The 23,004-nt window shown below is 61.2% G+C and carries 18 protein-coding genes; 5 read left to right on the forward strand and 13 right to left on the reverse strand.

The genetic code is table 11. The annotated features are described in order from the left end of the window. Position 1: 1 nt before the first annotated feature. The 7 genes from rsmG to rpmH form a co-directional block, all read right to left on the reverse strand. On the reverse strand, positions 2–652 hold the full coding sequence (gene rsmG, locus ACIP21_RS06795) for a 16S rRNA (guanine(527)-N(7))-methyltransferase RsmG (protein ID WP_400685479.1): 651 nt from the start codon (positions 650–652) through the stop codon (positions 2–4). After that, entirely contained in the window at positions 649–2,541 is a 1,893-nt protein-coding gene (gene mnmG / locus ACIP21_RS06800; protein ID WP_400685482.1) for a tRNA uridine-5-carboxymethylaminomethyl(34) synthesis enzyme MnmG, read from the reverse strand. Before mnmG ends, rsmG begins: the two co-directional genes overlap by 4 nt. Before the next feature lie 558 nt (positions 2,542–3,099). After that, positions 3,100–4,470, reverse strand: a complete 1,371-nt coding sequence (gene mnmE, locus ACIP21_RS06805; RefSeq protein WP_400685485.1) for a tRNA uridine-5-carboxymethylaminomethyl(34) synthesis GTPase MnmE — start codon at positions 4,468–4,470, stop codon at positions 3,100–3,102. Between the two features lie 85 nt (positions 4,471–4,555). Then, positions 4,556–6,238 (reverse strand): membrane protein insertase YidC, encoded by a 1,683-nt coding sequence (yidC, locus tag ACIP21_RS06810; RefSeq protein ID WP_400685488.1) that lies wholly within the window; start codon positions 6,236–6,238, stop codon positions 4,556–4,558. A 2-nt stretch (positions 6,239–6,240) separates the two neighbouring features. Continuing rightward, complete coding sequence (yidD, locus tag ACIP21_RS06815) at positions 6,241–6,486, reverse strand: membrane protein insertion efficiency factor YidD (RefSeq protein WP_079230263.1); 246 nt, start codon at positions 6,484–6,486, stop codon at positions 6,241–6,243. Next, positions 6,479–6,883, reverse strand: coding sequence for a ribonuclease P protein component (gene rnpA / locus ACIP21_RS06820; RefSeq protein ID WP_400685883.1), 405 nt, complete (start codon positions 6,881–6,883; stop codon positions 6,479–6,481). The genes yidD and rnpA overlap by 8 nt, the downstream gene beginning before the upstream one ends. Positions 6,884–6,896: 13 nt before the next feature. Further along, complete coding sequence (gene rpmH, locus ACIP21_RS06825) at positions 6,897–7,031, reverse strand: 50S ribosomal protein L34 (protein ID WP_003253163.1); 135 nt, start codon at positions 7,029–7,031, stop codon at positions 6,897–6,899. A gap of 585 nt (positions 7,032–7,616) precedes the next feature. Here rpmH and dnaA point away from each other — a divergent pair. From dnaA to gyrB, 4 genes are read left to right on the forward strand one after another with little or no spacing between them, the layout of a single operon-like run. Beyond that, on the forward strand, positions 7,617–9,155 hold the full coding sequence (gene dnaA, locus ACIP21_RS06830; RefSeq protein ID WP_400685491.1) for a chromosomal replication initiator protein DnaA: 1,539 nt from the start codon (positions 7,617–7,619) through the stop codon (positions 9,153–9,155). 40 nt (positions 9,156–9,195) lie between these two features. Next, the gene (gene dnaN / locus ACIP21_RS06835; protein ID WP_400685494.1) at positions 9,196–10,299 is read left to right on the forward strand and encodes a DNA polymerase III subunit beta; all 1,104 of its coding nucleotides are present in this window, start codon (positions 9,196–9,198) and stop codon (positions 10,297–10,299) included. A 15-nt stretch (positions 10,300–10,314) separates the two neighbouring features. After that, positions 10,315–11,418 carry a DNA replication/repair protein RecF gene (gene recF / locus ACIP21_RS06840; protein ID WP_400685497.1) on the forward strand — a complete coding sequence of 368 codons (1,104 nt, stop codon included), beginning with the start codon at positions 10,315–10,317 and terminating at the stop codon, positions 11,416–11,418. 4 nt (positions 11,419–11,422) lie between these two features. Next, positions 11,423–13,843 carry a DNA topoisomerase (ATP-hydrolyzing) subunit B gene (gene gyrB, locus ACIP21_RS06845; RefSeq protein WP_400685500.1) on the forward strand — a complete coding sequence of 807 codons (2,421 nt, stop codon included), beginning with the start codon at positions 11,423–11,425 and terminating at the stop codon, positions 13,841–13,843. A gap of 73 nt (positions 13,844–13,916) precedes the next feature. On the opposite strand, the gene ACIP21_RS06850 is transcribed toward gyrB, so the two are convergent. The 5 genes from ACIP21_RS06850 to ACIP21_RS06870 form a co-directional block, all read right to left on the reverse strand. Continuing rightward, positions 13,917–15,017, reverse strand: coding sequence for a M14 family metallopeptidase (locus tag ACIP21_RS06850; RefSeq protein WP_400685503.1), 1,101 nt, complete (start codon positions 15,015–15,017; stop codon positions 13,917–13,919). A 115-nt stretch (positions 15,018–15,132) separates the two neighbouring features. Beyond that, positions 15,133–16,410 carry an MFS transporter gene (locus ACIP21_RS06855; protein WP_400685506.1) on the reverse strand — a complete coding sequence of 426 codons (1,278 nt, stop codon included), beginning with the start codon at positions 16,408–16,410 and terminating at the stop codon, positions 15,133–15,135. Between the two features lie 77 nt (positions 16,411–16,487). After that, positions 16,488–17,408: a LysR substrate-binding domain-containing protein gene (locus ACIP21_RS06860; protein WP_400685508.1), complete on the reverse strand. Its 921-nt coding sequence runs from the start codon at positions 17,406–17,408 to the stop codon at positions 16,488–16,490. A 95-nt stretch (positions 17,409–17,503) separates the two neighbouring features. Continuing rightward, positions 17,504–18,865, reverse strand: coding sequence for a DUF1329 domain-containing protein (locus tag ACIP21_RS06865; RefSeq protein WP_400685511.1), 1,362 nt, complete (start codon positions 18,863–18,865; stop codon positions 17,504–17,506). 26 nt (positions 18,866–18,891) lie between these two features. Continuing rightward, positions 18,892–20,754, reverse strand: coding sequence for a DUF1302 domain-containing protein (locus tag ACIP21_RS06870; protein WP_400685514.1), 1,863 nt, complete (start codon positions 20,752–20,754; stop codon positions 18,892–18,894). Between the two features lie 236 nt (positions 20,755–20,990). Here ACIP21_RS06870 and ACIP21_RS06875 point away from each other — a divergent pair, with 236 nt between their 5' ends. Then, on the forward strand, positions 20,991–22,313 hold the full coding sequence (locus ACIP21_RS06875; RefSeq protein WP_400685517.1) for a CapA family protein: 1,323 nt from the start codon (positions 20,991–20,993) through the stop codon (positions 22,311–22,313). Between the two features lie 78 nt (positions 22,314–22,391). Here the strand turns inward: ACIP21_RS06875 and ACIP21_RS06880 are convergent, their stop codons facing one another. Further along, on the reverse strand, positions 22,392–22,802 hold the full coding sequence (locus tag ACIP21_RS06880; protein WP_400685520.1) for an RcnB family protein: 411 nt from the start codon (positions 22,800–22,802) through the stop codon (positions 22,392–22,394). Positions 22,803–23,004: the final 202 nt, after the last annotated feature.

Genomic DNA, 23,004 nt, shown 5'->3' on the forward strand with positions numbered 1-23,004 from the left:
ATCAAGCCTTGCGGCGCAGTATCAGCAGATGGCGCTGGCCCTGGCAACCTGGAACGGTCAGGGCCTGCTCGCTTTCCACTGTGAAGTCTGCGGGCAATGCTACCAGTTCATCGGCAGGATGCAGCCCCTTCATTGCAAGCCATTGCGTCCCGGTGTCGCCCAGATGGCGGGTCCAGTTGGTGAAGTTCTCCATGCTGCTGAAGGCGCGGGAGATGATTCCGCTGAACGGTAGCACCGGCTGGAAGGCTTCGACCCGGCTGTGGACAACGGTCAGGTTGTCCAGCTTGAGCTCCATTTTCACCTGGGTCAGGAAGCGGGTCTTCTTGCCATTGGCGTCCAGCACCGTCACCTGCTTGTGCGGATGCAGGATAGCCAATGGAATGCCGGGCATGCCACCGCCGCTGCCGACGTCCAGCCAATTGTCACGCGCGCTGTGGATAAAGCCCATGATGCTGAGGCTGTCGAGCAGGTGGCGCGAGACCATTTCGTCCGGGTCGCGCACGGCGGTGAGGTTGTAGGCCTTGTTCCATTTGATCAACAGGGCCAGGTAGCCCAGCAGCTTCTCGTGCTGCTCGGCGCTCAGCTCGACACCGAGCTGGCGCGCACCTGTGGACAACTCTTCGGCGTGTTGCGGGGTGACCAGGGAACTCAAGCGCTTTGCTCCAATTCGCGGCCAGCGCCGCGTTTTTTCAGATGAATCAGCAACAGGGAAATCGCCGCCGGGGTGACGCCGGGGATACGCGAAGCCTGGCCCAGGGTTTCCGGACGGGTCTGGCCGAGCTTGCCCTGGATCTCCTTGGACAGGCCGGAAATCGTCGTGTAGTCGATATCCACAGGCAGGCGCGTGTCTTCGCTGGCACGCAGGCGGGCGATCTCGTCCTGCTGGCGGTCGATGTAACCGGCGTACTTGGTCTTGATCTCGACCTGCTCGGCGACCTGTGGATCGATCACTTCACCACCGGTGGCCTCGATCAGGCCGGCGTAATCGATCTCCGGGCGGGCCAGCAGGTTGAGCAGGCTGTATTCGTGGCTCAGCGGCGTGCCGAACTTATCCACAATGGCCTGGCCCTGCTCGGTGTTCGGGCGCACCCAGGTCGACTTCAGGCGCTGCTCCTCGCGCTCGATGCCATCGCGCTTGGCGCAGAAGGCGGCCCAGCGCTCGTCGTCGATCAGGCCGAGCTCGCGGCCTTTCTCGGTCAGGCGCAGGTCGGCGTTGTCTTCGCGCAGGATCAGGCGGTACTCGGCGCGCGAGGTGAACATGCGGTACGGCTCCTGGGTACCCAGGGTGATCAGGTCGTCGACCAGCACACCGATGTACGCCTCGTCTCGGCGCGGGCACCAGCTTTCGCGACCCTGGGCACGCAGCGCGGCGTTGGTCCCGGCCAGCAGGCCCTGGGCGCCGGCTTCTTCGTAGCCGGTGGTGCCGTTGATCTGGCCGGCGAAGAACAGGCCGCCGATCACTTTGGTCTCGAGGCTGTACTTGAGGTCACGCGGGTCGAAGTAGTCGTACTCGATGGCGTAGCCCGGGCGCACGATGTGGGCGTTTTCCATGCCGCGGATCGAGCGCACCAGCTCCAGTTGCACGTCGAACGGCAGCGAAGTGGAAATCCCGTTCGGGTACAGCTCGTGGGTGGTCAGGCCTTCCGGCTCGATGAACACCTGGTGGCTGTCCTTGTCGGCGAAGCGGTGGATCTTGTCTTCGATCGACGGGCAGTAGCGTGGGCCGACACCTTCGATCACCCCGGAGTACATCGGCGAACGGTCGAGGTTCGAGGCGATGATCTCGTGGGTGCGCGCGTTGGTGTGGGTAATCCAGCAGCTCACCTGGCGCGGGTGCATGGCGGCATTGCCCATGAACGACATCACCGGGATCGGTGTGTCGCCCGGTTGTTCGGTCATCACCGAGAAATCCACCGACCGCCCGTCGATGCGCGGCGGGGTCCCGGTTTTCAGGCGGCCGACGCGCAGCGGCAGTTCACGCATGCGGTGGGCCAGAGCGATCGATGGTGGATCACCGGCGCGGCCGCCGGAGTGATTCTGCAGGCCGATGTGGATAAGGCCACCGAGGAAGGTCCCGGTGGTCAGCACCACGGATTCGGCGAAGAAGCGCAGGCCCATCTGGGTCACCACGCCTTTGACCTGGTCCTGCTCGACGATCAGGTCGTCGCAGGACTGCTGGAATATCCACAGGTTCGGCTGGTTTTCCAGGATTTCACGCACCACCGCCTTGTAGATGGCGCGGTCGGCCTGTGCACGGGTGGCACGTACGGCCGGGCCCTTGCGGTTGTTCAGTATGCGGAACTGGATGCCGCTCTTGTCGGTAGCCAGCGCCATGGCGCCGCCGAGCGCATCGATTTCCTTGACCAGGTGGCTCTTGCCGATGCCACCGATGGCCGGGTTGCAGCTCATGTGACCGAGGGTTTCCACGTTGTGGGTCAACAGCAGGGTTTTCACACCCATGCGTGCTGACGCAAGCGCAGCCTCGGTACCGGCATGGCCGCCGCCGATGACGATCACTTCAAAACGGGAAGGGAAATCCACCACGCACCTCGTGCCTGTTTTTGCGAATAGAGAAGGTAAGCGGACAAGTATAGGGACTTCAGCCCCTCTAAAGAAACCGTCTGAGCAAATTTTGACCAGTCTGTGGATGAATGGCAGACAACAGAAATCAAAGAAGAAAACTTTATAAAAGCTTTGTTTTTATGTTTATTCTTATGCACAGCCTTGCCTGTGGATAAGGTTCTATAGGCCTTTCAATACGTGTCTTGCAGCGAAATTGAACCCTGTGGCTTACCCACCCTGAGGGTTATGGATAACGTCATTTAGCCTGTGGATTAAATGACTGTTTACCCACAGGCGAGATTGTCCTCAGAAAAAAAGCCTGCTTATCAAGAGGGCTGAAGGCGGGTTTTCCACAGGGCTCCTGAACAGGGATTTGTGTCTGTGGATGAATTTCCGTATGCCTGAACGGGCCTCTTCGCGGGTAAACCCGCTCCCACAGGTGTCGGGGTGAGGCTTGAGGGATCCGACGAGTGGATAAATCGCAGGCACAAAAAAGCCGCTCCGGGAGGAGCGGCCTGGGTGATACCGGGCTGTGGACTATTTGCCGATGCAGAAACTCGAGAAGATCCGCCCCAGCAGGTCATCGGAACTGAACGCCCCGGTGATCTCGCCCAGGGCCTGCTGCGCCTGGCGCAGGTCTTCTGCCAGCAGCTCCCCGGCACCTGCCAGGGTCAGCTGGGCACGGCCATGCTCCAGGTGCGAACTGGCCTGGCGCAGCGCATCCAGGTGGCGCCGGCGGGCGCTGAAACCGCTCTCGGCGGTCTGTTCATAACCCATGCAGGCCTTGAGGTGATCACGCAGCAGCTGCAGCCCCTGATCGTCGCCCTTGGCACTCAGGGTGATGGTCACATGGCCGTCGTCGCACAGCTCGAGCCCAACCTGCTCACCGCTGAGGTCCGCCTTGTTGCGGATCAGCGTGACCTTGGCCGGGTCCGGTCGCTGGTCGAGGAACTCCGGCCACAGGGCGAACGGATCGCTGGCCTCGGGGGCGGTGGAGTCCACCACCAGCAGCACGCGGTCGGCTTCGCCGATGGCCTTCAGCGCACGTTCCACGCCGATCTTTTCCACATGGTCATCGGTATCGCGCAGGCCCGCAGTATCGACCACGTGCAGCGGCATGCCGTCGATGTGGATATGTTCGCGCAGAATATCCCGGGTGGTGCCGGCGATGTCGGTGACGATCGCGGCTTCACGGCCAGCCAGCTGGTTCAGCAGGCTCGACTTGCCGGCGTTGGGCCGGCCGGCGATGACCACGGTCATGCCGTCACGCAGCAAGGCGCCCTGCCCGGCTTCGCGCTGCACTGTGGACAACTCGCCGCGCACGGCATCGAGCATGGACAACACATGGCCATCGGCGAGGAAGTCGATCTCCTCCTCCGGGAAGTCGATCGCGGCCTCGACGTAGATGCGCAGGGCGATCAGCGCCTCGGTGAGGCTGTGCACGCGCTTGGAGAACTCTCCCTGCAGCGAGCGCAAGGCATTGCGCGCCGCCTGGCTGGAACTGGCCTCGATCAGGTCGGCGATGGCTTCGGCCTGGGCCAGGTCGAGCTTGTCGTTGAGGAACGCGCGCTCGCTGAACTCACCCGGGCGGGCCAGTCGGCAGCCGACTTGTACACAGCGTTGCAGCAGCATGTCGAGGACCACCGGGCCGCCGTGGCCCTGCAGCTCGAGCACATCCTCGCCAGTGAAGGAGTTGGGCCCCGGGAAGTACAACGCGATGCCTTCATCCAGCACCAGGCCCTGTTCGTCGCGGAACGGCCCGTAGTGGGCATGGCGCGGGGTCAGGGTACGGCCGGTGATCAGTTGCCCAGCCTGGCTGGCCAACGGCCCGGACAACCTGACAATGCCTACCCCCCCGCGGCCCTGGGCGGTGGCGATGGCGGCGATGGTTTCACGCACAGTGTTCATGCTCGAAAGCCTCTACACAAAAACGACAGATAGCAAAAACGCCCCCGAGGGGGCGTTTTTATTCACAGGCTAGCGCAGTAGCCCGTCAAGCAGCAGCTTTTTTGCTGGCTGCTTCGATGCGGCGGGTGATGTACCACTGCTGGGTGATCGACAGGCAGTTGTTCACAACCCAGTACAGCACCAGACCAGCCGGGAACCACAGGAAGAAGAAGGTGAAGATGATCGGCATCATTTTCATCACCTTGGCCTGCATCGGATCCGGCGGAGTCGGGTTCAGGCGCTGCTGGATGAACATGGTGGCGCCCATGATGATCGGCAGGATGAAGAACGGATCCTTGATCGACAGGTCGGTGATCCACAGCATCCATGGGGCCTGGCGCATCTCGACGCTTTCCAGCAGTACCCAGTACAGCGACAGGAACACTGGCATCTGCACCAGGATCGGCAGGCAGCCGCCCAGCGGGTTGATCTTCTCTTTCTTGTACAGCTCCATCATCGCCTGGGACATCTTCTGGCGATCGTCACCGAAGCGTTCCTTCAGCGCGGCAAGCTTCGGCGCCACGGCACGCATGCGCGCCATCGAGCGGTAGCTGGCGGCCGACAGCGGGAAGAACAGGCCCTTGATGAGCATGGTCAGGACGATGATCGACCAGCCCCAGTTGCCCAGCAGGCTGTGGATATGTTGCAGCAGCCAGAAGATCGGCTGGGCGATGAACCACAGGAAGCCGTAGTCGACGGTCAGTTCCAGGCCTGGGGACAACTCCTTGAGCTTGGACTGGATCTTCGGACCGGCGTACAGCATGGCGCTGGTTTCGGCCTTGCCGCCAGCAGGTACGCTGATCGCCGGGCCGGTGTAGCCGATGATGTAGTTGCCCTGGCTGTCCTTGCGGGTCTGGACGGTGTTGTTGTCCGACTTGGCCGGAATCCAGGCGGTGACGAAGTAGTGCTGCAGCCAGGCGACCCAGCCGCCGGACACATTTTCTTTCAAACTACCTTTGTCGATGTCCTTCATCGAGACCTTTTTGTAAGGCTCGGAAGCAGTCCACATGGCGGCGCCCAGGTAGGTTGCGGTGCCGGTGGCGGTGCTCGAGGACGGATCGGCGCTGGCGTCACGCTTGAGCTGGGCGAACAGGTTGCCGTTCCAGGCCTGGCCGCTCTGGTTGTCGATCAGGTAGCTGACACCCAGGTCATACTCGCCGCGCTTGAAGCTGAAGCGCTTGATGTAGTTGACGCCGTTGTCGCTGAACTTCAGGTCGACCACCAGTTGTTCCTGGCCGTCGGCCAGCAGGTAGCTCTTCTGCTCGGCAGCGTACAGCGGACGACCCGACGAACGGGCGTCTGGGCCGTTGGCGCCGGTCAGGCCGCTCTGAGCCAGGTAGACACGCTCGCCGCCGTTATCGAACAGCTGGAACGGAATCTCCGGGTGGTCCTGGCGACGCGGGTACTTCGGCAGGTTCAGTTGGACGATGTCACCACCGACCGGATCGATAGCCAGTTCCAGAACATCGGTCTTGACCCGGATCAGGTCCTTGCTGACCGCAACCGGCGCAAGTTCCGCAGGGCTGGATTCGGCGTTGGCGCTCGGCACATCGGCGCTGGCACCGGCGGTACCGGCCGGCACGCCATCCGGCAAGGCCGGGGCAACGGTGCTGGCAGCAGTATTCTGAGTCGGCAGGGCAGCCTGGCCGTAGTCCTGGTTCCATTTGAGGACCATGACGTAGGACACGATTGCCAGGGCGACGATCAGGATCGTGCGTTTAATATCCATGATTACTCGGCTATCGAAGAAGTTCGGGAGGAAGGCGCGGGGGGAACGGGATCGAAGCCGCCGTCGTTCCACGGATGACAACGCCCCAGGCGACGAACGGCTAGCCACCCACCACGCAAGAGGCCATGGTTTTCAATGGCTTCAAGAGCGTAGCAAGAGCAACTGGGGTAGAAACGACAGTGATTGGCCATCAAGGGACTGATGGCGTAACGGTAAAACTGGATCGGAACGAGTGCCAGTTTACGCATCTTGACTGTCTACCCCTGCGGAATCGGCGTTTGCCACTGGAGCTGGCCGGCTGCGCGCCAGGCGTTTCCAGAGCTTGCCAAAGTGTTGGTGCAATTCCGGGTTTTCTATCTCACCCAATCCCTTGCGCGCGACGATCACTATATCCAGGCCAGCCAGCATCTGCTGGTTGAGCCGGAAGGAATCGCGCATCAAGCGCTTGAGGCGGTTGCGTTGAACGGCGAGCTTGACGCTTTTCTTGCCGATCACCAGGCCGAGGCGCGGGTGATCCAGGCCGTTTTCGCGAGCAAGGATCAGCAGGTTTTTCCCTGGAACCTTGCCGGTTGGGGAGTCGAAGACCGCTTTGAAGTGCCGGGGTGTAAGCAGTCGCTTTTCCCGACTGAAGTCCTGACTCACCACCTGTGCCGAAAAATCAAATGGCCAGACGCTTACGGCCTTTGGCACGACGACGCGACAGAACAGCGCGGCCGTTCTTGGTAGCCATACGGGCACGGAAGCCGTGGGTGCGAGCGCGCTTGATGGTGCTTGGTTGGAAAGTACGTTTCATGGCGTGTTACCTGGGTTGGTCGACAACGGGCCGGAGTGGCCCCCTTTTTAAGAGATCGGCGATTCTAGAGAAAGCAAGCCCATAGGTCAATTTCCAACCAGTCATTCCTTATAGAAGGCGTTGCGGTTGAACCGCTGACCGGGTGGCTTGATCGAGCAGGCAAACGGGAGACAGAATTAGAAAAAAAGAAGAGACATATAAAAAGCTTTTCTGAAGAACTTATAAATCTTAGGTGGATAACCTTCTGTGGATAACTGCGTACAGCCCTTGAATCACGGGATGTACAGAGTTTCACAACCTTGTCGGTAACAGGTGCTGCGCTTGTGCCGGACCTGACAGAAACCTGTGGACGGAATGGCCTGTTATCCACAGCAGAGTTATCAACAGGCCTCACCTCAGGGTTGTGCATAGCCCTCATGGGCGGTTATCCACAGACCTTATTCACACCCCGTGCGGGACGTTTTTGCCGCTAAATGGCTGTTTTGTCATGGCTCAGAATGTTTCCACATGTGGATAACTGATCGCCCGACCGGTACAATGGCGGTTTGTTTTTGCCTCATCCGGCTTTCAACTCAGGGGATATCCGTGTCAGTGGAACTTTGGCAGCAGTGCGTGGAGCTTCTGCGCGATGAACTGCCTGCCCAGCAATTCAACACCTGGATCCGTCCGCTACAGGTCGAAGCCGAAGGCGACGAGTTGCGCGTCTATGCGCCCAACCGTTTCGTTCTCGACTGGGTGAATGAAAAGTACCTTGGCCGTCTGCTCGAACTGTTGGGTGAAAACGGCACCGGCATCGCGCCTGCCCTTTCCTTGTTAATAGGTAGCCGCCGCAGCTCCGCGCCGCGTGCCGCTCCCAACGCGCCGGTCAGCGCCGCGGTCGCCGCCTCTCTCGCACAAAGCCAGCCGGCTCAGGTCACCGCGCCTGCCATGGCCGCCATCGCCGAACCGGTGCTGGCGCCGGTGGCCGAACCTGCACGTGTCAACGACATGGCCGAATCGGCATCGCGTGACAGCTTCGACGGCATGGGTGAAGGCGCTGCGGCGCCGGCCACCAGCAGCCGCACCGAACAGCGCACGGTCCAGGTCGAAGGCGCGCTCAAGCACACCAGCTACCTGAACCGCACCTTCACCTTCGAAACCTTCGTCGAAGGCAAGTCGAACCAGCTCGCCCGCGCGGCAGCCTGGCAGGTCGCCGACAACCCCAAGCATGGCTACAACCCGCTGTTCCTTTATGGCGGCGTGGGCCTGGGGAAAACTCACCTGATGCATGCTGTGGGTAACCATCTGCTGAAGAAGAACCCGAATGCCAAGGTGGTCTACCTGCATTCCGAGCGCTTCGTCGCGGACATGGTCAAGGCCCTGCAGCTGAACGCAATCAACGAGTTCAAGCGCTTCTACCGGTCGGTCGATGCACTGCTGATCGACGACATCCAGTTCTTCGCCCGCAAGGAGCGTTCCCAGGAAGAGTTTTTCCACACCTTCAATGCCCTGCTAGAGGGCGGCCAGCAGGTGATTCTCACCAGCGACCGCTACCCGAAGGAAATCGAAGGCCTGGAAGAGCGCCTGAAGTCGCGCTTCGGCTGGGGCCTGACGGTGGCCGTGGAGCCGCCAGAGCTGGAAACCCGCGTGGCGATCCTGATGAAGAAGGCCGACCAGGCCAAGGTCGAGCTGCCGCATGACGCGGCGTTCTTCATTGCCCAGCGCATCCGCTCCAACGTCCGTGAGCTGGAAGGTGCACTTAAGCGGGTGATCGCTCACTCGCACTTCATGGGCCGGGACATCACCATCGAGCTGATCCGCGAGTCGCTCAAGGACCTGCTGGCGCTGCAAGACAAGCTGGTCAGTGTGGATAACATCCAGCGCACCGTGGCCGAGTACTACAAGATCAAGATCGCCGATCTGTTGTCCAAGCGCCGTTCGCGCTCGGTCGCACGCCCACGTCAGGTGGCCATGGCGTTGTCGAAGGAACTGACCAACCATAGCTTGCCGGAGATCGGCGACATGTTTGGCGGCCGCGACCACACCACCGTGCTGCACGCCTGCCGCAAGATCAACGAATTGAAGGAATCCGACGCGGACATCCGCGAGGACTACAAGAACCTGCTGCGGACGCTGACGACCTGATGGTCGCCAGCGCAGCTCATTGAAGGCAAGGGACTAGACCATGCATTTCACCATTCAACGCGAAGCCCTGTTGAAACCCCTGCAACTGGTCGCCGGTGTCGTCGAGCGCCGTCAGACCTTGCCGGTGCTGTCCAACGTCCTGCTGGTCGTGCAAGGCCAGCAGCTGTCGTTGACCGGTACCGACCTGGAAGTCGAACTGGTTGGCCGCGTGCAACTGGAAGAGTCCGCCGAACCCGGCGAGATCACCGTGCCCGCGCGCAAACTGATGGACATCTGCAAGAGCCTGCCCAACGACGCCCTGATCGATATCAAGGTCGACGAGCAGAAGTTGCTGGTGAAGGCTGGCCGTAGCCGCTTCACCCTGTCGACCCTGCCGGCCAACGATTTCCCGACCGTGGAAGAAGGCCCGGGCTCGCTGACCTGCAACCTGGAACAGAGCAAACTGCGCCGTCTGATCGAGCGTACCAGCTTCGCCATGGCTCAGCAGGATGTGCGTTACTACCTCAACGGCATGCTGCTGGAAGTGTCGCGCAACACGTTGCGCGCTGTTTCCACCGACGGTCACCGCCTGGCACTGTGCTCGATGAGTGCACCCATCGAGCAGGATGACCGCCACCAGGTGATCGTGCCGCGTAAAGGTATCCTCGAGTTGGCGCGTCTGCTGACCGACCCTGAGGGCATGGTCAGCATCGTGCTTGGCCAGCACCACATCCGTGCAACCACCGGCGAGTTCACCTTCACCTCCAAGCTGGTCGATGGCAAGTTCCCCGACTACGAGCGCGTGCTGCCCAAGGGTGGTGACAAACTGGTGGTGGGCGATCGTCAGGCCCTGCGTGAAGCGTTCAGCCGTACCGCGATTCTCTCCAACGAGAAATACCGTGGTATCCGCCTGCAGCTGGCCGCCGGCCAACTGAAGATCCAGGCCAACAACCCCGAGCAGGAAGAAGCGGAAGAAGAGATCGGCGTGGACTACGACGGTAGCTCGCTGGAAATCGGCTTCAACGTCAGCTACCTGCTGGACGTGCTGGGCGTGATGACAACCGAGCAAGTTCGTCTGATCCTGTCTGATTCCAACAGCAGTGCCCTGCTGCAGGAAGCCGGCAACGACGATTCTTCCTACGTTGTCATGCCGATGCGTCTGTAACCCGTAGCAGGCGACATGTCCCTTCGACGTATCATGGTCACCGCGGTGCGCAACCTGCACCCGGTGACTCTCTCACCTTCCCCCCGCATCAACATCCTTTACGGCGCCAACGGCAGCGGCAAGACCAGCGTGCTGGAAGCCGTGCACCTGCTCGGCCTGGCTCGGTCCTTTCGCAGCACGCGACTGAACCCGGTCATCCAGTACGAACAAGCTGCCTGTACCGTATTCGGCGAAGTGCAATTGGCCGAAGGCGGCACCAGCAACCTCGGTGTCTCAAGGGAGCGGGCGGGCGAATTCACCATCCGCATCGACGGTCAGAACGCCAAGAGCGCTGCGCAATTGGCTGAACTGCTGCCGCTGCAGTTGATCAATCCAGACAGCTTCCGCTTGCTGGAAGGCGCGCCGAAAATCCGTCGGCAGTTTCTGGATTGGGGCGTGTTCCACGTGGAACCCCGTTTCCTGCCAGCCTGGCAACGCCTGCAGAAGGCACTGCGGCAGCGGAACTCGTGGTTGCGGCATGGTACACTTGACCCAGCTTCGCAAGCCGCCTGGGACCGGGAGTTATGCCTGGCCAGCGCGGAAATAGATGAATACCGTCGCAACTACATCAAGGCCTTGAAGCCCGTCTTCGAGCAAACCCTGAGCGAGCTGGTCGAGCTGGACGGGTTGACCCTGAGCTACTACCGAGGCTGGGACAAGGACCGGGAACTGCAAGAAGTCCTCGCCTCCTCTGTCCTTCGCGATCAGCAGATGGGCCATACCCAGGCCGGTCCACAGCGTGCTGATCTGCGTCTTCGTCTGGCTGCAAACAACGCAGCCGACATCCTGTCGCGTGGTCAGCAAAAGCTTGTGGTGTGCGCACTGCGCATAGCCCAGGGCCACCTCGTCAGCCAGGCTCGCCGCGGCCACTGTATTTATCTCGTCGATGACTTGCCGTCCGAGCTGGATGACCAGCATCGCCGTGCACTGTGCCGCTTGCTAGAAGAATTACGCTGCCAGGTGTTCATCACCTGTGTAGATCACGAATTACTGAGGGAAGGCTGGCAGACGGAAACGCCAGTTGCTTTGTTCCACGTGGAACAAGGCCGTATCACCCAGACCCACGACCATCGGGAGTGAAGGCATGAGCGAAAATCAAACGTACGACTCCTCCAGCATCAAGGTGCTGAAAGGTTTGGATGCCGTACGCAAGCGTCCCGGCATGTACATTGGCGACACCGATGATGGTAGCGGCCTGCACCACATGGTCTTCGAAGTGGTCGACAACTCGATCGACGAAGCCCTCGCCGGTCACTGCGATGACATCACCGTCATCATCCACACGGACGAATCCATCAGTGTGCGCGACAACGGTCGCGGCATTCCGGTCGACGTGCATAAAGAAGAAGGCGTTTCCGCGGCCGAGGTCATCATGACCGTACTCCACGCGGGCGGTAAGTTCGACGACAACTCGTACAAAGTTTCCGGCGGCCTGCACGGTGTCGGCGTGTCGGTGGTGAATGCCCTGTCCGAAAAGCTGGTGCTGACTGTTCGCCGCAGCGGCAAGATCTGGGAACAGACCTACGTCCACGGTGTTCCACAGGCACCGATGGCGGTTGTCGGTGACAGCGAAACCACCGGTACCCACATTCACTTCAAGCCTTCGGCTGAAACCTTCAAGAACATCCACTTCAGCTGGGACATCCTGGCCAAGCGGATTCGTGAACTGTCCTTCCTCAACTCGGGCGTCGGCATCCTGTTGAAGGACGAGCGTTCGGGCAAGGAAGAGTTCTTCAAGTACGAAGGTGGTTTGAAGGCATTCGTCGAATACCTCAATACCAACAAGACGCCGGTCAACTCGCAGGTCTTCCACTTCAACGTCCAGCGTGACGATGGCGTGGGTGTCGAGATTGCCCTGCAGTGGAACGACAGCTTCAACGAAAACCTGCTGTGCTTCACCAACAACATTCCGCAGCGTGACGGCGGTACTCACCTGGTCGGTTTCCGCTCCTCGCTGACCCGTAGCCTGAACAGCTACATCGAGCAGGAAGGCCTGGCCAAGAAGAACAAGGTCGCCACCACCGGTGACGACGCTCGTGAAGGCCTGACCGCGATCATTTCGGTAAAGGTGCCGGATCCGAAGTTCAGCTCGCAGACCAAGGACAAGCTGGTCTCCTCGGAGGTGAAAACCGCCGTGGAACAGGAGATGAACAAGTACTTCGCCGACTTCCTGCTGGAAAACCCGAATGAAGCCAAGGCAGTGGTCGGCAAGATGATCGACGCTGCCCGCGCCCGTGAAGCCGCACGTAAGGCTCGCGAGATGACCCGCCGCAAAGGCGCGCTGGACATCGCCGGCCTGCCGGGCAAACTGGCGGACTGCCAGGAGAAGGACCCTGCCCTTTCCGAACTGTACCTGGTGGAGGGTGACTCCGCGGGTGGTTCGGCCAAGCAAGGCCGCAACCGTCGCACCCAGGCGATCCTGCCGCTGAAAGGCAAGATCCTCAACGTCGAGAAAGCACGCTTCGACAAGATGATCTCGTCCCAGGAAGTGGGCACGCTGATCACCGCACTGGGCTGTGGCATCGGTCGCGAAGAGTACAACATCGACAAGCTGCGCTATCACAACATCATCATCATGACCGATGCTGACGTCGACGGTTCGCACATCCGTACCCTGCTGCTGACCTTCTTCTTCCGTCAGTTGCCGGAGCTGGTCGAGCGCGGCTACATCTACATTGCCCAGCCACCGCTGTACAAGGTGAAGAAAGGCAAGCAGGAGCAGTACATCAAGGACGACGAGGCCATGGAAGAATACATGACCCAGTCGGCCCTCGAAGATGCCAGCCTGCACCTGGACGAATCGGCGCCAGCCGTTTCCGGCGTACAGCTGGAAACCCTGGTGAATGAGTTCCGCGCTGTGATGAAGACGCTCAAGCGCCTCTCGCGGCTGTACCCGGAAGACCTCACCGAGCACTTCATCTACCTGCCGGAAGTGACCCTGGAGCAACTGGGCGACCACGCCGTGATGCAAGCCTGGCTGGCGAAGTTCCAGGAGCGGCTGAACAACAGCCAGAAGTCGGGCCTGGTCTATCAGGCCAGCCTGCGCGAAGACAAGGAGCGCAACGTCTGGCTGCCGGAAGTGGAAGTCACCTCCCACGGCCTGGCCAGCTACGTTACCTTCAACCGCGACTTCTTCGGCAGCAATGACTATCGCTCGGTGGTCAACCTGGGTGCCAAGCTGTCGACCCTGCTCGGCGACGGTGCCTATGTACAGCGCGGTGAGCGCCGCAAGGCGATCAGCGAGTTCAAGGAAGCGCTGGACTGGCTGATGAACGAAAGCACCAAGCGCCACACCATCCAGCGATACAAAGGTCTGGGCGAGATGAACCCGGAGCAGCTGTGGGAAACCACCATGGACCCAACCGTCCGCCGCATGCTCAAGGTCACCATCGAAGACGCGATTGCCGCCGACCAGATCTTCAACACCTTGATGGGCGACGCGGTTGAGCCACGTCGTGACTTCATCGAAAGCAACGCGCTGTCGGTGTCGAACCTGGACTTCTGATCCGGTGTAGAGTGCCAGAAACGAAAAAGCCCGCTTACGCGGGTTTTTTTGTGCGCGCCAGCAGGCTTGGCGGTTACCGTCCCTTGGCCTTTTCCTGACTTAGCCCGGCGACGGCCTGCTGGGCCACTTCGCGAGCCTGGCGCAGCACATCGTCTTTCCACTGCGGTTCGTCGACATAGAAAGCGTCCCGCAGTTGTTGCTTGATCTGCTGGCGCTGGGGCTCACCGACCAGGGGGTTGTTGTGCAGCCACTGCTCGGCACGCAAGGCATCAAGTACCTGGGTACCAGGCAAGGTGCCGAACTCCAGTGTCAATGCGGTAGTGGCCGGCGGCGTGCACTCATCCATCGCGCCGTAGACCATCAGTCCGCTCAGCGGCACCGATACCGACTGGCCTTCCTGAGAGGAACGCACACCCTCCCCCCACCACTGCCTTGCCCGTTCCAGCATTGGCGAGTTGGCCGGCCCGGAGTAGATGCGCTCACCATGGCCCTTGGGTCCGAGCCCGGTGTGAATGTCGATCCAGACCAGATGTTGGCAGTGGCGTGCATGCTGTCGAACTGCGTTGCGCACGGCCTGGTTGCTCCATGTTGGCGAGATGCCGGTGTAGAACAGACCATCGGGATGGCTGTGCTGCCCACTGGAGACCGCCTTCTGTAAACGCTTTCGCCCGAACTTCGCCACGCGTGAGAGCAGCTGCAGACGATTGCCCAAGGTTGCCGGCCAGCGATCAGGAATCATCAGCGAGTGAAGCGCTGCATAGTCGGGATTGTGCATGCGGGCCTGGCTGAAATCCCGAAAGTTGCGATTCAGGTCGACGTTTTCGTGGGTCCAGCGCCGCAGCCAGGAAAACCCGTAAGGGTTGGCCGCGTGCAGGTAAACCACCGCACAGCCGCTGTCGTTGACCTGACGCTGAAAGACTTCATCGTGCAACAGGGCCACCTGCACCGCAGATCCGCAAAAGCCCTCAACGCCATGGCAGCCGCTGCTGATCAGCAGCACATGCTCGGCATCGAGCTGGCCACTGCGCGCCACATCAATGGCGAGCTCCTCGCCTTCGGCTCCCGGCAAGGGATGCCGATGGGACTCGACGGGTAGCGCACGATCAGCGCAGGCACTCAGGAATTTCTGTCGCGCTTGTGCATAAGTTTGTGAGAAGCAGGCAGCAGAGTTCATGGCAGCTCCTGGAGTTTTCCATGGTTGGCCCGGCCGGCAGGCAGCCGTATGCCGGCCGGCTCGAGGCCAGAAGAAAGAACGGTGGGGAAAAGGCCGCACGGCTGCGGCCTGACAACTAGCTGGCGTGCAGCGCCGGCTGCAGAGACGCTTCGTTGGCTTGCAGTTGCTCACGGGTGCGCTCTGGCCGTACCAGCCAGAAGGCAATCAGGGTGCAGACGATGATGGCTGCGCCGATCAGCGCCAGCGCGGACTCGAAACCCTGGGCGATGTCACCGCCGCGGACCGCTACCAATTGGCCAACCAGCCAGGGAGCGAGCATGCCGGCGCTGGTCACCCCGCCAATATGAATCGACAACATCGACCCCCGGCGCACGCCGGGGGCAATGAAGGCAACGATGGTGTTGGCGAACGTAGGCAACACATTGATGGATACCGCGCCAACGGCGTATAGCGTCAGCGTTGCAAGCCTGTGGCCGTGGGTCTGGGTCATCAGGAGGAAGGCGAAACCGGCGATCAGGCAGCACGCCAATGGCAATGCCACCATTGCCCGTTGTGGGCTGGCGCCTCGCTTGAGTGCCCGTTGGGAGATTGCCGAGACGCCGAGGTTGCACAAGATGACCGCCAGGGTAACCCCCATGACCACGTAACCCGACTGCATCGCGGCCATGCCAAGGCCCTTCTGCAGATAGACAGGCACCCAGCTGTAGACCAACGCGTTGGGTAAAAAGCCTATGAATCCAATCAAGGTGATGCCGAGGAAGGTCCGGTTGAGCAGTAGCCGGCGGTAGCCTGGCAAGGGTTGCCCAGTGCTCTCGCTCTCCTCCTCCACCTGTGAACCCTCACGACCGAAGACCAGCCACGTCAGCATCCACAGCAGCCCGATCAGCGCCAGCGCCAGGTAGGCCATGCGCCAACCGGCCTGGGCAATCAGAAACGGCAAACTGACAGCGGCAAGCACGGCACCGAGCATGATCGAGACCTGGATAAGCGATGCCGGCATCACCCGCTCGGTGGGCCCGAACCATTTGAAGCAGGCATGCTGAGTCACGGCAGTACCGGGGCCGGTGCCGGCACCAAGCATCAAGCGGCTGAGAACCAGCGCCGCAAAACTGCTGCTGACGCTTACCAGTACTTGCGAGAACATCCACACCATGGACATGCCCACCAGGATCCAGCGACTGGGAAAGCGGTTGGCGAGGAAACCTACGGCCACCCCGGAGATGGAATAGAGGAAAAAGAACGCACTGCCGACGAAGCCGAATTCGGCGGGCGTCAGTTTCAACTCATCGATGATCTGCGCACCGGCGAACGCGAAGATGCTCTTGTCCAGCACACTGATGATCATCACTGCCATCAGCATCACCAGCACGAGGTTACGGCGGGAGAACGGCATAACGGGCTACTCCAGGGTTCATTCAGGCAGGATGCCGCAGCCGCTGATCGCTGAATAATGATCTATCGGCATGCTTATCAGGGATGGTTATGGAGCGGTGAGCGCAAGGGTTGCGGGTTCTTGAAGGCGTAGATGATGTCGTCGACGAACTTCTGCGTCTCCCGGGTCATCAGTTCCACAGGTCGGCAGACCAGGGAAATGTCGGTGCCGGGCACGCGCTCTGCGATCGACAGCATGTCGAGGTTGCCAGACACGATGGGCAAGTCGAACACCCGACGCGACCAGCTACTGACGGCGTCGGTAGTCGCGGCGAGCTCTGCGTACAGCACCACGGATGCGCAGACGATGGTGCGCTCTGGTGGTTTGACGCCGTACTCCTCGAACATGCGTCCGGCCATGCCGCTGTCCAGCGCATCGGGCAGCAGCCATTCCAGGTCGAGCAACTCGCTCAACGAGCGCGCCTTTGAACGTGGATGGCCTTTGCGCACAGCCAAAGTGGTAGGTTGGGCGTACAGTTCGTGCCACTCGAAGCCTTCAACGCTGCGCAGCGGCGGGTGTGAAGTCAGGGCCAGGTCCAGCAGGCCTTCGCGTAAACCTTCCATGAGCTTGGCCGGGCGCAGTTCAAGAATCTGCAGCTCAACCTTGGGATAGCGCTTGCGGTAGCTGAGGATGCAACTGACGAACTGTTGGCTGGGGGTTACCGGCGATACGCCGATGGTCACCCGGCCATCCATGGTGCCCTTGAGTGTCTCGATCTCGTCCCGCGCCCGACGCACCTCCTCCACCACCAGCCGCGCGCGGCGGACAAGGTGTTCACCGTAAGGGGTGGCAGTGATGCCACGGTTGGACCGCACCAACAGCGGCACGCCCAGCTCCGATTCCAGTTCCTTGATGCTTTTGGACAGGGCTGGCTGGGAAACATGCAGTATCCGTGAGGCCTCCTGGATACTGCCACTCTCGCAGATCGCGACGACCGCGCGCAGTTGATGCAACTTCATGGGCACACACCTGAACATGAGGGGATGCGAACTAGAGCATAAAAGCCAGCAGCGGACGAGCCCGCACCCACGGTGGTCGTGGGCGCGGCTGGCGGTCAGCGAATCCCGGTGGCACGCAAGGCATTCGGGGTGAAATCCTTGCTCGACGCGTTCAGCGAGAAGTCGTAGCTGTCCTTTTTCTCTTCGTTGCGCAGGCCCGAGACGGTGTAGCGGCCATTGCTCACGTCGTAATGAGTCTCGGCTGTCAGCCAGGGGAACTGCTGGTCGTAGAAGAACCGTGCATGCCCTTCGGAAACCCGCCACAGGCTGCCACGGCTGTCGTAGGCATCGGCTTCGGCGATCTGCCAGCTGTCTTCATCGATATACAGGTCACGCTTGCTGTAGATATGGCGCTGCCCGGGCTTGAGGGTGGCGACCACATGCCAGACGCGGTGCAGTTCGTAACGGGTGTGGTCGGGGTTGAGGTGGCCTGGGCGAATGATGTCGTCGTACTTGAGCTGCGGCGAGTCCAGGTCGTAGCTGTTGTAGGGAATATAGATTTCTTTTTTGCCCAGCAGCTTCCAGTCATAGCGATCCGGTGCACCGTTGAACATGTCGAAGTCGTCGTAGGTGCGCATCCCCTCGGCGCCGGGGCTGTCGTAACCGACCTGTGGGGCGCGGCGCACCCGGCGCTGGCCGGCATTGTACATCCAGGCCATGCGCGGCTCGGCGACCTGATCGAGGGTTTCCAGCACCAGCATCACACTGCCGGCCCGCCGAGGTGGCGAGAGAATTTCCTGACGGAAGTAGAACAGGATATTGGCCATCTTCTGCGGGTCGTAATCCTTCAGCCCGAACGGAAAGGCGAACTGTTCTTTCAACATGCTGACGGTGTAGGTGCCGTTTTCCAGCGGGTTCATCTGTGCGGTGTTGCGCAGGATCGAATCGCCTCGGTAGCGAGTGATATGGTTCCAGATCACTTCCAGGCCCGACTGGGGAATCGGGAAAGGAATCGCCATCTTGAAATTCTGCAGCCCGTTACCGCCTTCCGCGAGGGTGGTGCGGGTGGCGTTTTCCTTCACCGCAGCAAATACCTTTTCCGGCAGTGTGACACTGCGGTGGGTGGTGTACACCGGGATGCGGTAGGTGTCCGGGAACCGTTTGAACATCGCCAGCTGACCCGGGGTCAGGCGCGCCGTGTACTGCTCGGCGTTCTGCGCGGTGATGACGAACAGTGGCTTTTCGTTGGCGTAGGGGTTGGGGATGAAGCCTCCGGCGTTCACCGCACCGGTACTGGCCGGCAGGCCGCCGGTCCAGGCTGGGATGCTGCCATCGGCGTTAGCGCTTTTTTCTGCACCGACAGGCGTCAGGTCGCCGCCCAGGCGTGCGGCTTCCTGCTCGGACACTGCGGCCATCACCTGGCTGGCCAGCAGGCCCAAGGCCAGGCAGCTGCTGCGGATCAAGGATTTGCGAAACATGGTCTACCTCCAGGAGCAAAGGGGCGTCAGAAGCTCACGCCAAGGCTGACGGCAAGAAAGTCGCGGTCGGTGTTGGTGTTGAAGTCGCCGCCGAAGTAATCGGTGTAACTGATGGCCAGGTTGTAGCGGGTCATGTATTCGGCATCCAGGCCAATGCTTATCGACTTGTCGCCTTCGTTGAAGGTCGGGCCGAAGCCTTCGACGTCGTGGGCGAAGGACAAGCTCGGGCGCAATACCACACCGCCGATCAGGTCGGCATATTCCAGCGTGGCGCGCAGCCGGTAACCCCAGGAGTCGGCGGTATAGAAGCCCTTGCTGGTGCACTGGTCCGGGTTGGCGGAGTTGGCAACCTGGCGGCACAGGTTGTTGCCGGAAATACCACCGAGCAAGGGAGCGGTGCCGGCCTGGGACAATTCGCCATTGCCGTAGACACTGCTGCGGCCGAAGCGCAGGTCCGAACCATCGGTCGCACCCAGGTCGGCAATGTGGCTGTAGCCGACTTCGCCCACCAGCGTCAGCCGATCGGCCCCGATGAAGGTCAGTTGATCGATGGTGCGCGTCAGCGTGACTTGCGCCTGTGTGAAGGGTTTGCGCACATAGCCATTGATCAGCGAGCCGTAGGCGGAGCTGGCGAAACCGGTCTGGAAGACAGGCAAGCCAGCATTGACCCGCGGGTTGGTGGCAGCAGCGCCGAGCGTGGCGGCTGCCGATACATCGCTGGCGTTCAGTGAAAGTGGCATGTTCGGCCGGTAGCTGATTTCGCCGGCCACGGCAGTTGCGCCGACCGTCGTGCTGAAGCTCAGGCCGTACAAGCGAATGTCTTCCGGATACGCCAGGTAGTAGCGTGCCGTGCTGATACCACCCTGCCCTGCCAGGCCGCCCACCGGGTCGGCCAAGGCACCCCGGCCTACTGTCCAGGAGCTGGTCGGGGTACGGCTGTGATAGTTCATGGCGTACAAGCCGAATTCGGTGTCATTGAGTTCCGGCACCATCCAGCGCAGGGCCACGCCGAACTGGCCGCTGTTGCGTGGGTCTTTGTCCGACAGCCGTGGCACATAACCGTAACCGCCGATTACGCCGGTGCCATCGATATCGCGGTCAAAGTCACTGCCGTTGATTGCCATGTTGATGTCGCAGCCCTTGGCCGCTACATCGCTGCTGAAAAACGTGCCGCAGTTGTCGGCGACGGTTTTTTCCCACTGCAACTGGTAGAAGGCTTCGACCGACAGGCTGTCGGTCAGGCCTTGGTTGAAATAGAGCATGCTGACGGGAATCAGTGCTTCCTTCACCTCGGAACCTGGGCGGCGCAAGGCCGAGACATCGACCGGGTTGATGCTGTTGATACCGTTCTGGATGAACGTGCTTTCGCCCCAGCTGACCACCTGGCGGCCGGCGCGGACGGTGCCGGGCAGGTCGTTGATGGCGTAGTTGTGATAGACGAAGGCATCCAGCAGCTCGACGCCCGAAGCCTTGGCGGCAGTGTCGCGGTGCTTGTCGTCGATGTCATAGAGCGGGCGGCTTTCGTCCTTCAGTTCGAAGTCGTACCAATACTTGCCACGCACGAATACGCCGGTGTCGCCGTACTTGAGTTCGAGGTCGTGCACGCCTTTGAAGATCTTCGAGAACGTCTCGCCTTTCTTGAAATTCAGGCGGCCGTCGTCGGAGGTCTGGGTGGAGGCGGTCCCCCCGTTGCGACTGCCGATGAAGGCGCGGTCCGGGCTAGCCATCCCCCAGCTTGCCCCGATGGACAGGCTTGAGTCGAAACGCCCCTCGATTTCCCCGATGTTGAAGGTAACGGCCTGTGCGCCGGTTGCCACGAGCGCCAGGCTGACAGCCAGCGGCAGCGCGCAGAGCGGAAGGCCCGCGACGCCGATTATTGTTTTTTTCATAGTGCTCTACGCCTTGAACTTGCTGTTCATGAGAAAGCCTCCCCTTCGGCGGGGCGCTTGCATGGTAAGCAGCGAGTCACGGCGGCGGCTTCTGAAAAAAAGTGATGCCCATAGCCAAATCGGAGGGTGGCAGGCGGGTGATAACGGTTGGCTATCGGGATGAACCGTATTCAGTCCGATGCTGTGCAGCCGTGCCCTATAGTCCGGGCGGATTTCACCCCCTTGCGAGGTAGACCATGAAGATTGCCCTGACCGGCGACAGTATCTTGCAGCGCCGCCTGCACAGCCGGGACGACCAGACGCTGAGCCCGTTGTTCGACCTGATCCGAGCGGCGGACGTGAGCTTCACCAACCTGGAGGTATTGCCCAACGACTTTGCCGGTGACCCGGCCCTGGAAAGCGGTGGCTCGCATTTCGGGGCCCCGGCCTGGGTGCTCGATGAGCTGGTCGAAGGTGGCTTCGACCTGTTCTCGACCGCCAACAATCACAGCCTGGACTACGGTATCAGCGGGCTTCACGCCGCCCACGAACAATTGCTCAAGCGTGAACTGCTGTTCGCTGGCACTGGGCGCAATCTCGAGGAAGCCCGCCGCCCTGTGTACTGCACCACGCCGGCGGGAACCGTTGCCCTGCTGGCCTGTAGCTCGACCTACGGCAAGGGCCAGGACGCCAGCGACCAGAGCCGCGACATGCCAGGCCGCCCAGGCCTCAACCCGCTGGGCTACGACACCTTGCATGAAGTCACTACCGAACAGATGGAACAGGTGCGTCAGCTGATTTGCGACCTGGGCCTCGATCGTCTGTACCAGGGGGCGGTGGACCTGGGGTTCGCGCATCCCCTGCCCGACCCTTCGCTGCAGGTATTCGGCCCGTTCACCCCACTGTTGTTCCGTGAAGGCGCCCGCACTCGATTGCGCACGCTCGTGCGCAAGAAAGACCTGGATGGCATCTTGCGTTGGGTCGAGGAAGCACGGCTGACTTCGGACATCGTGATGGTCAGCCTGCATGCCCACGAACTGGGCTACAACGATGAGGGTGAATGGGACCTGGAAGTGCCCGCCGAATTCATCCAGCCGGTGGCGCGCAAGCTGATCGACGCGGGCGTCGATATCGTCGTCGGCCATGGCCCGCACTTGCTGCGTGGCATGGAGATCTATCAGGGCAAACCGATCTTCTACAGCCTGGGCAACTTCATCGGCCAGAACGAACTGGTCGAGCGGCTACCCGTGGACAGCTACGATCAGTTTCGCGTCGACCGCCAACAGACGCCGTCCAAGGTGTTCCTGCAGCGTACCCGCAACGATACACGCAGCTTCCCGTCCGATGCGCGATTCTGGGAGAGCGTCGTGCCGATCTGTACATTTGAGGGCCGCACCCTCACTGGCATCGAATTGCACCCGGTGCACTTGGGGCTCGGCGAGGCCATCCACCGGCGTGGCCGGCCAAGGCTGGCCACAGGCGACCAGGCCTGGGCAATCCTGCAGCGCTTTGCGGCCTTGTGCGCTGGCTATGAAACCCGGCTTGAAATCGAGGCAGACACCGCGCGTGTCATGCTCTGATTCAGAGTGTTCCACGTGGAACCCACAACTCGGTGAGATGGAAAAGCCCGCTAATGCGGGCTTTCCTGGCTGTCGGAATCAGTAGCCGGAGAGGACGCTGACCACCACGCCACTGGCAATCGCCACCAGCACATAGTCACCGTTCACGTACAACCAGCGGTGATCACGTGGCGGTGCGTACAGGTGACGTGCACGCCAGTCGGTCACCCAGTAGCGGTCGGCGCGATAGCGCGGTTCCACCACGTAGCCACGGTGCCATTGCTGATGTGGCATCGGCATGCCCGCTTGGGGGCGGAAGTTCGGGTTGTGGTAGGCCGGGTAACGGCCGTTGTCATGGCGGTCATGGCGATCCGGTTGGCCATGGGGCTGATAGCCCTCGTGGGACGGGCCGCGGCCATCGTCATGGCGATCCGGACCGGGTTGAGCGAAGCTGGCCAGGGGGGTGCCAAGCACAAGCGCAGCGCAGAGTATGGTCAGGGTTTTCTTCATGGGGTATTCCTCAGCCTGTTGACGCACGGCGGGTAGTGCTGGTTGCCTGGTGCGGTTAACTGATCAGACCACGAATTTTGCCGGTTAATGTAAGGGCAGAGGTAAAGGTCAGGTAAAGACCGACTCGACTTGAAACCTTGCACGATTCCTTGGGGGAGCGGGTTCACCCGCGAACACCGGCGAAGCCGGTGCCATCCACCGA

This window comes from Pseudomonas sp. NPDC089401 (assembly GCF_044749485.1).
In the GTDB taxonomy this organism is placed as follows: Bacteria; Pseudomonadota; Gammaproteobacteria; order Pseudomonadales; family Pseudomonadaceae; genus Aquipseudomonas.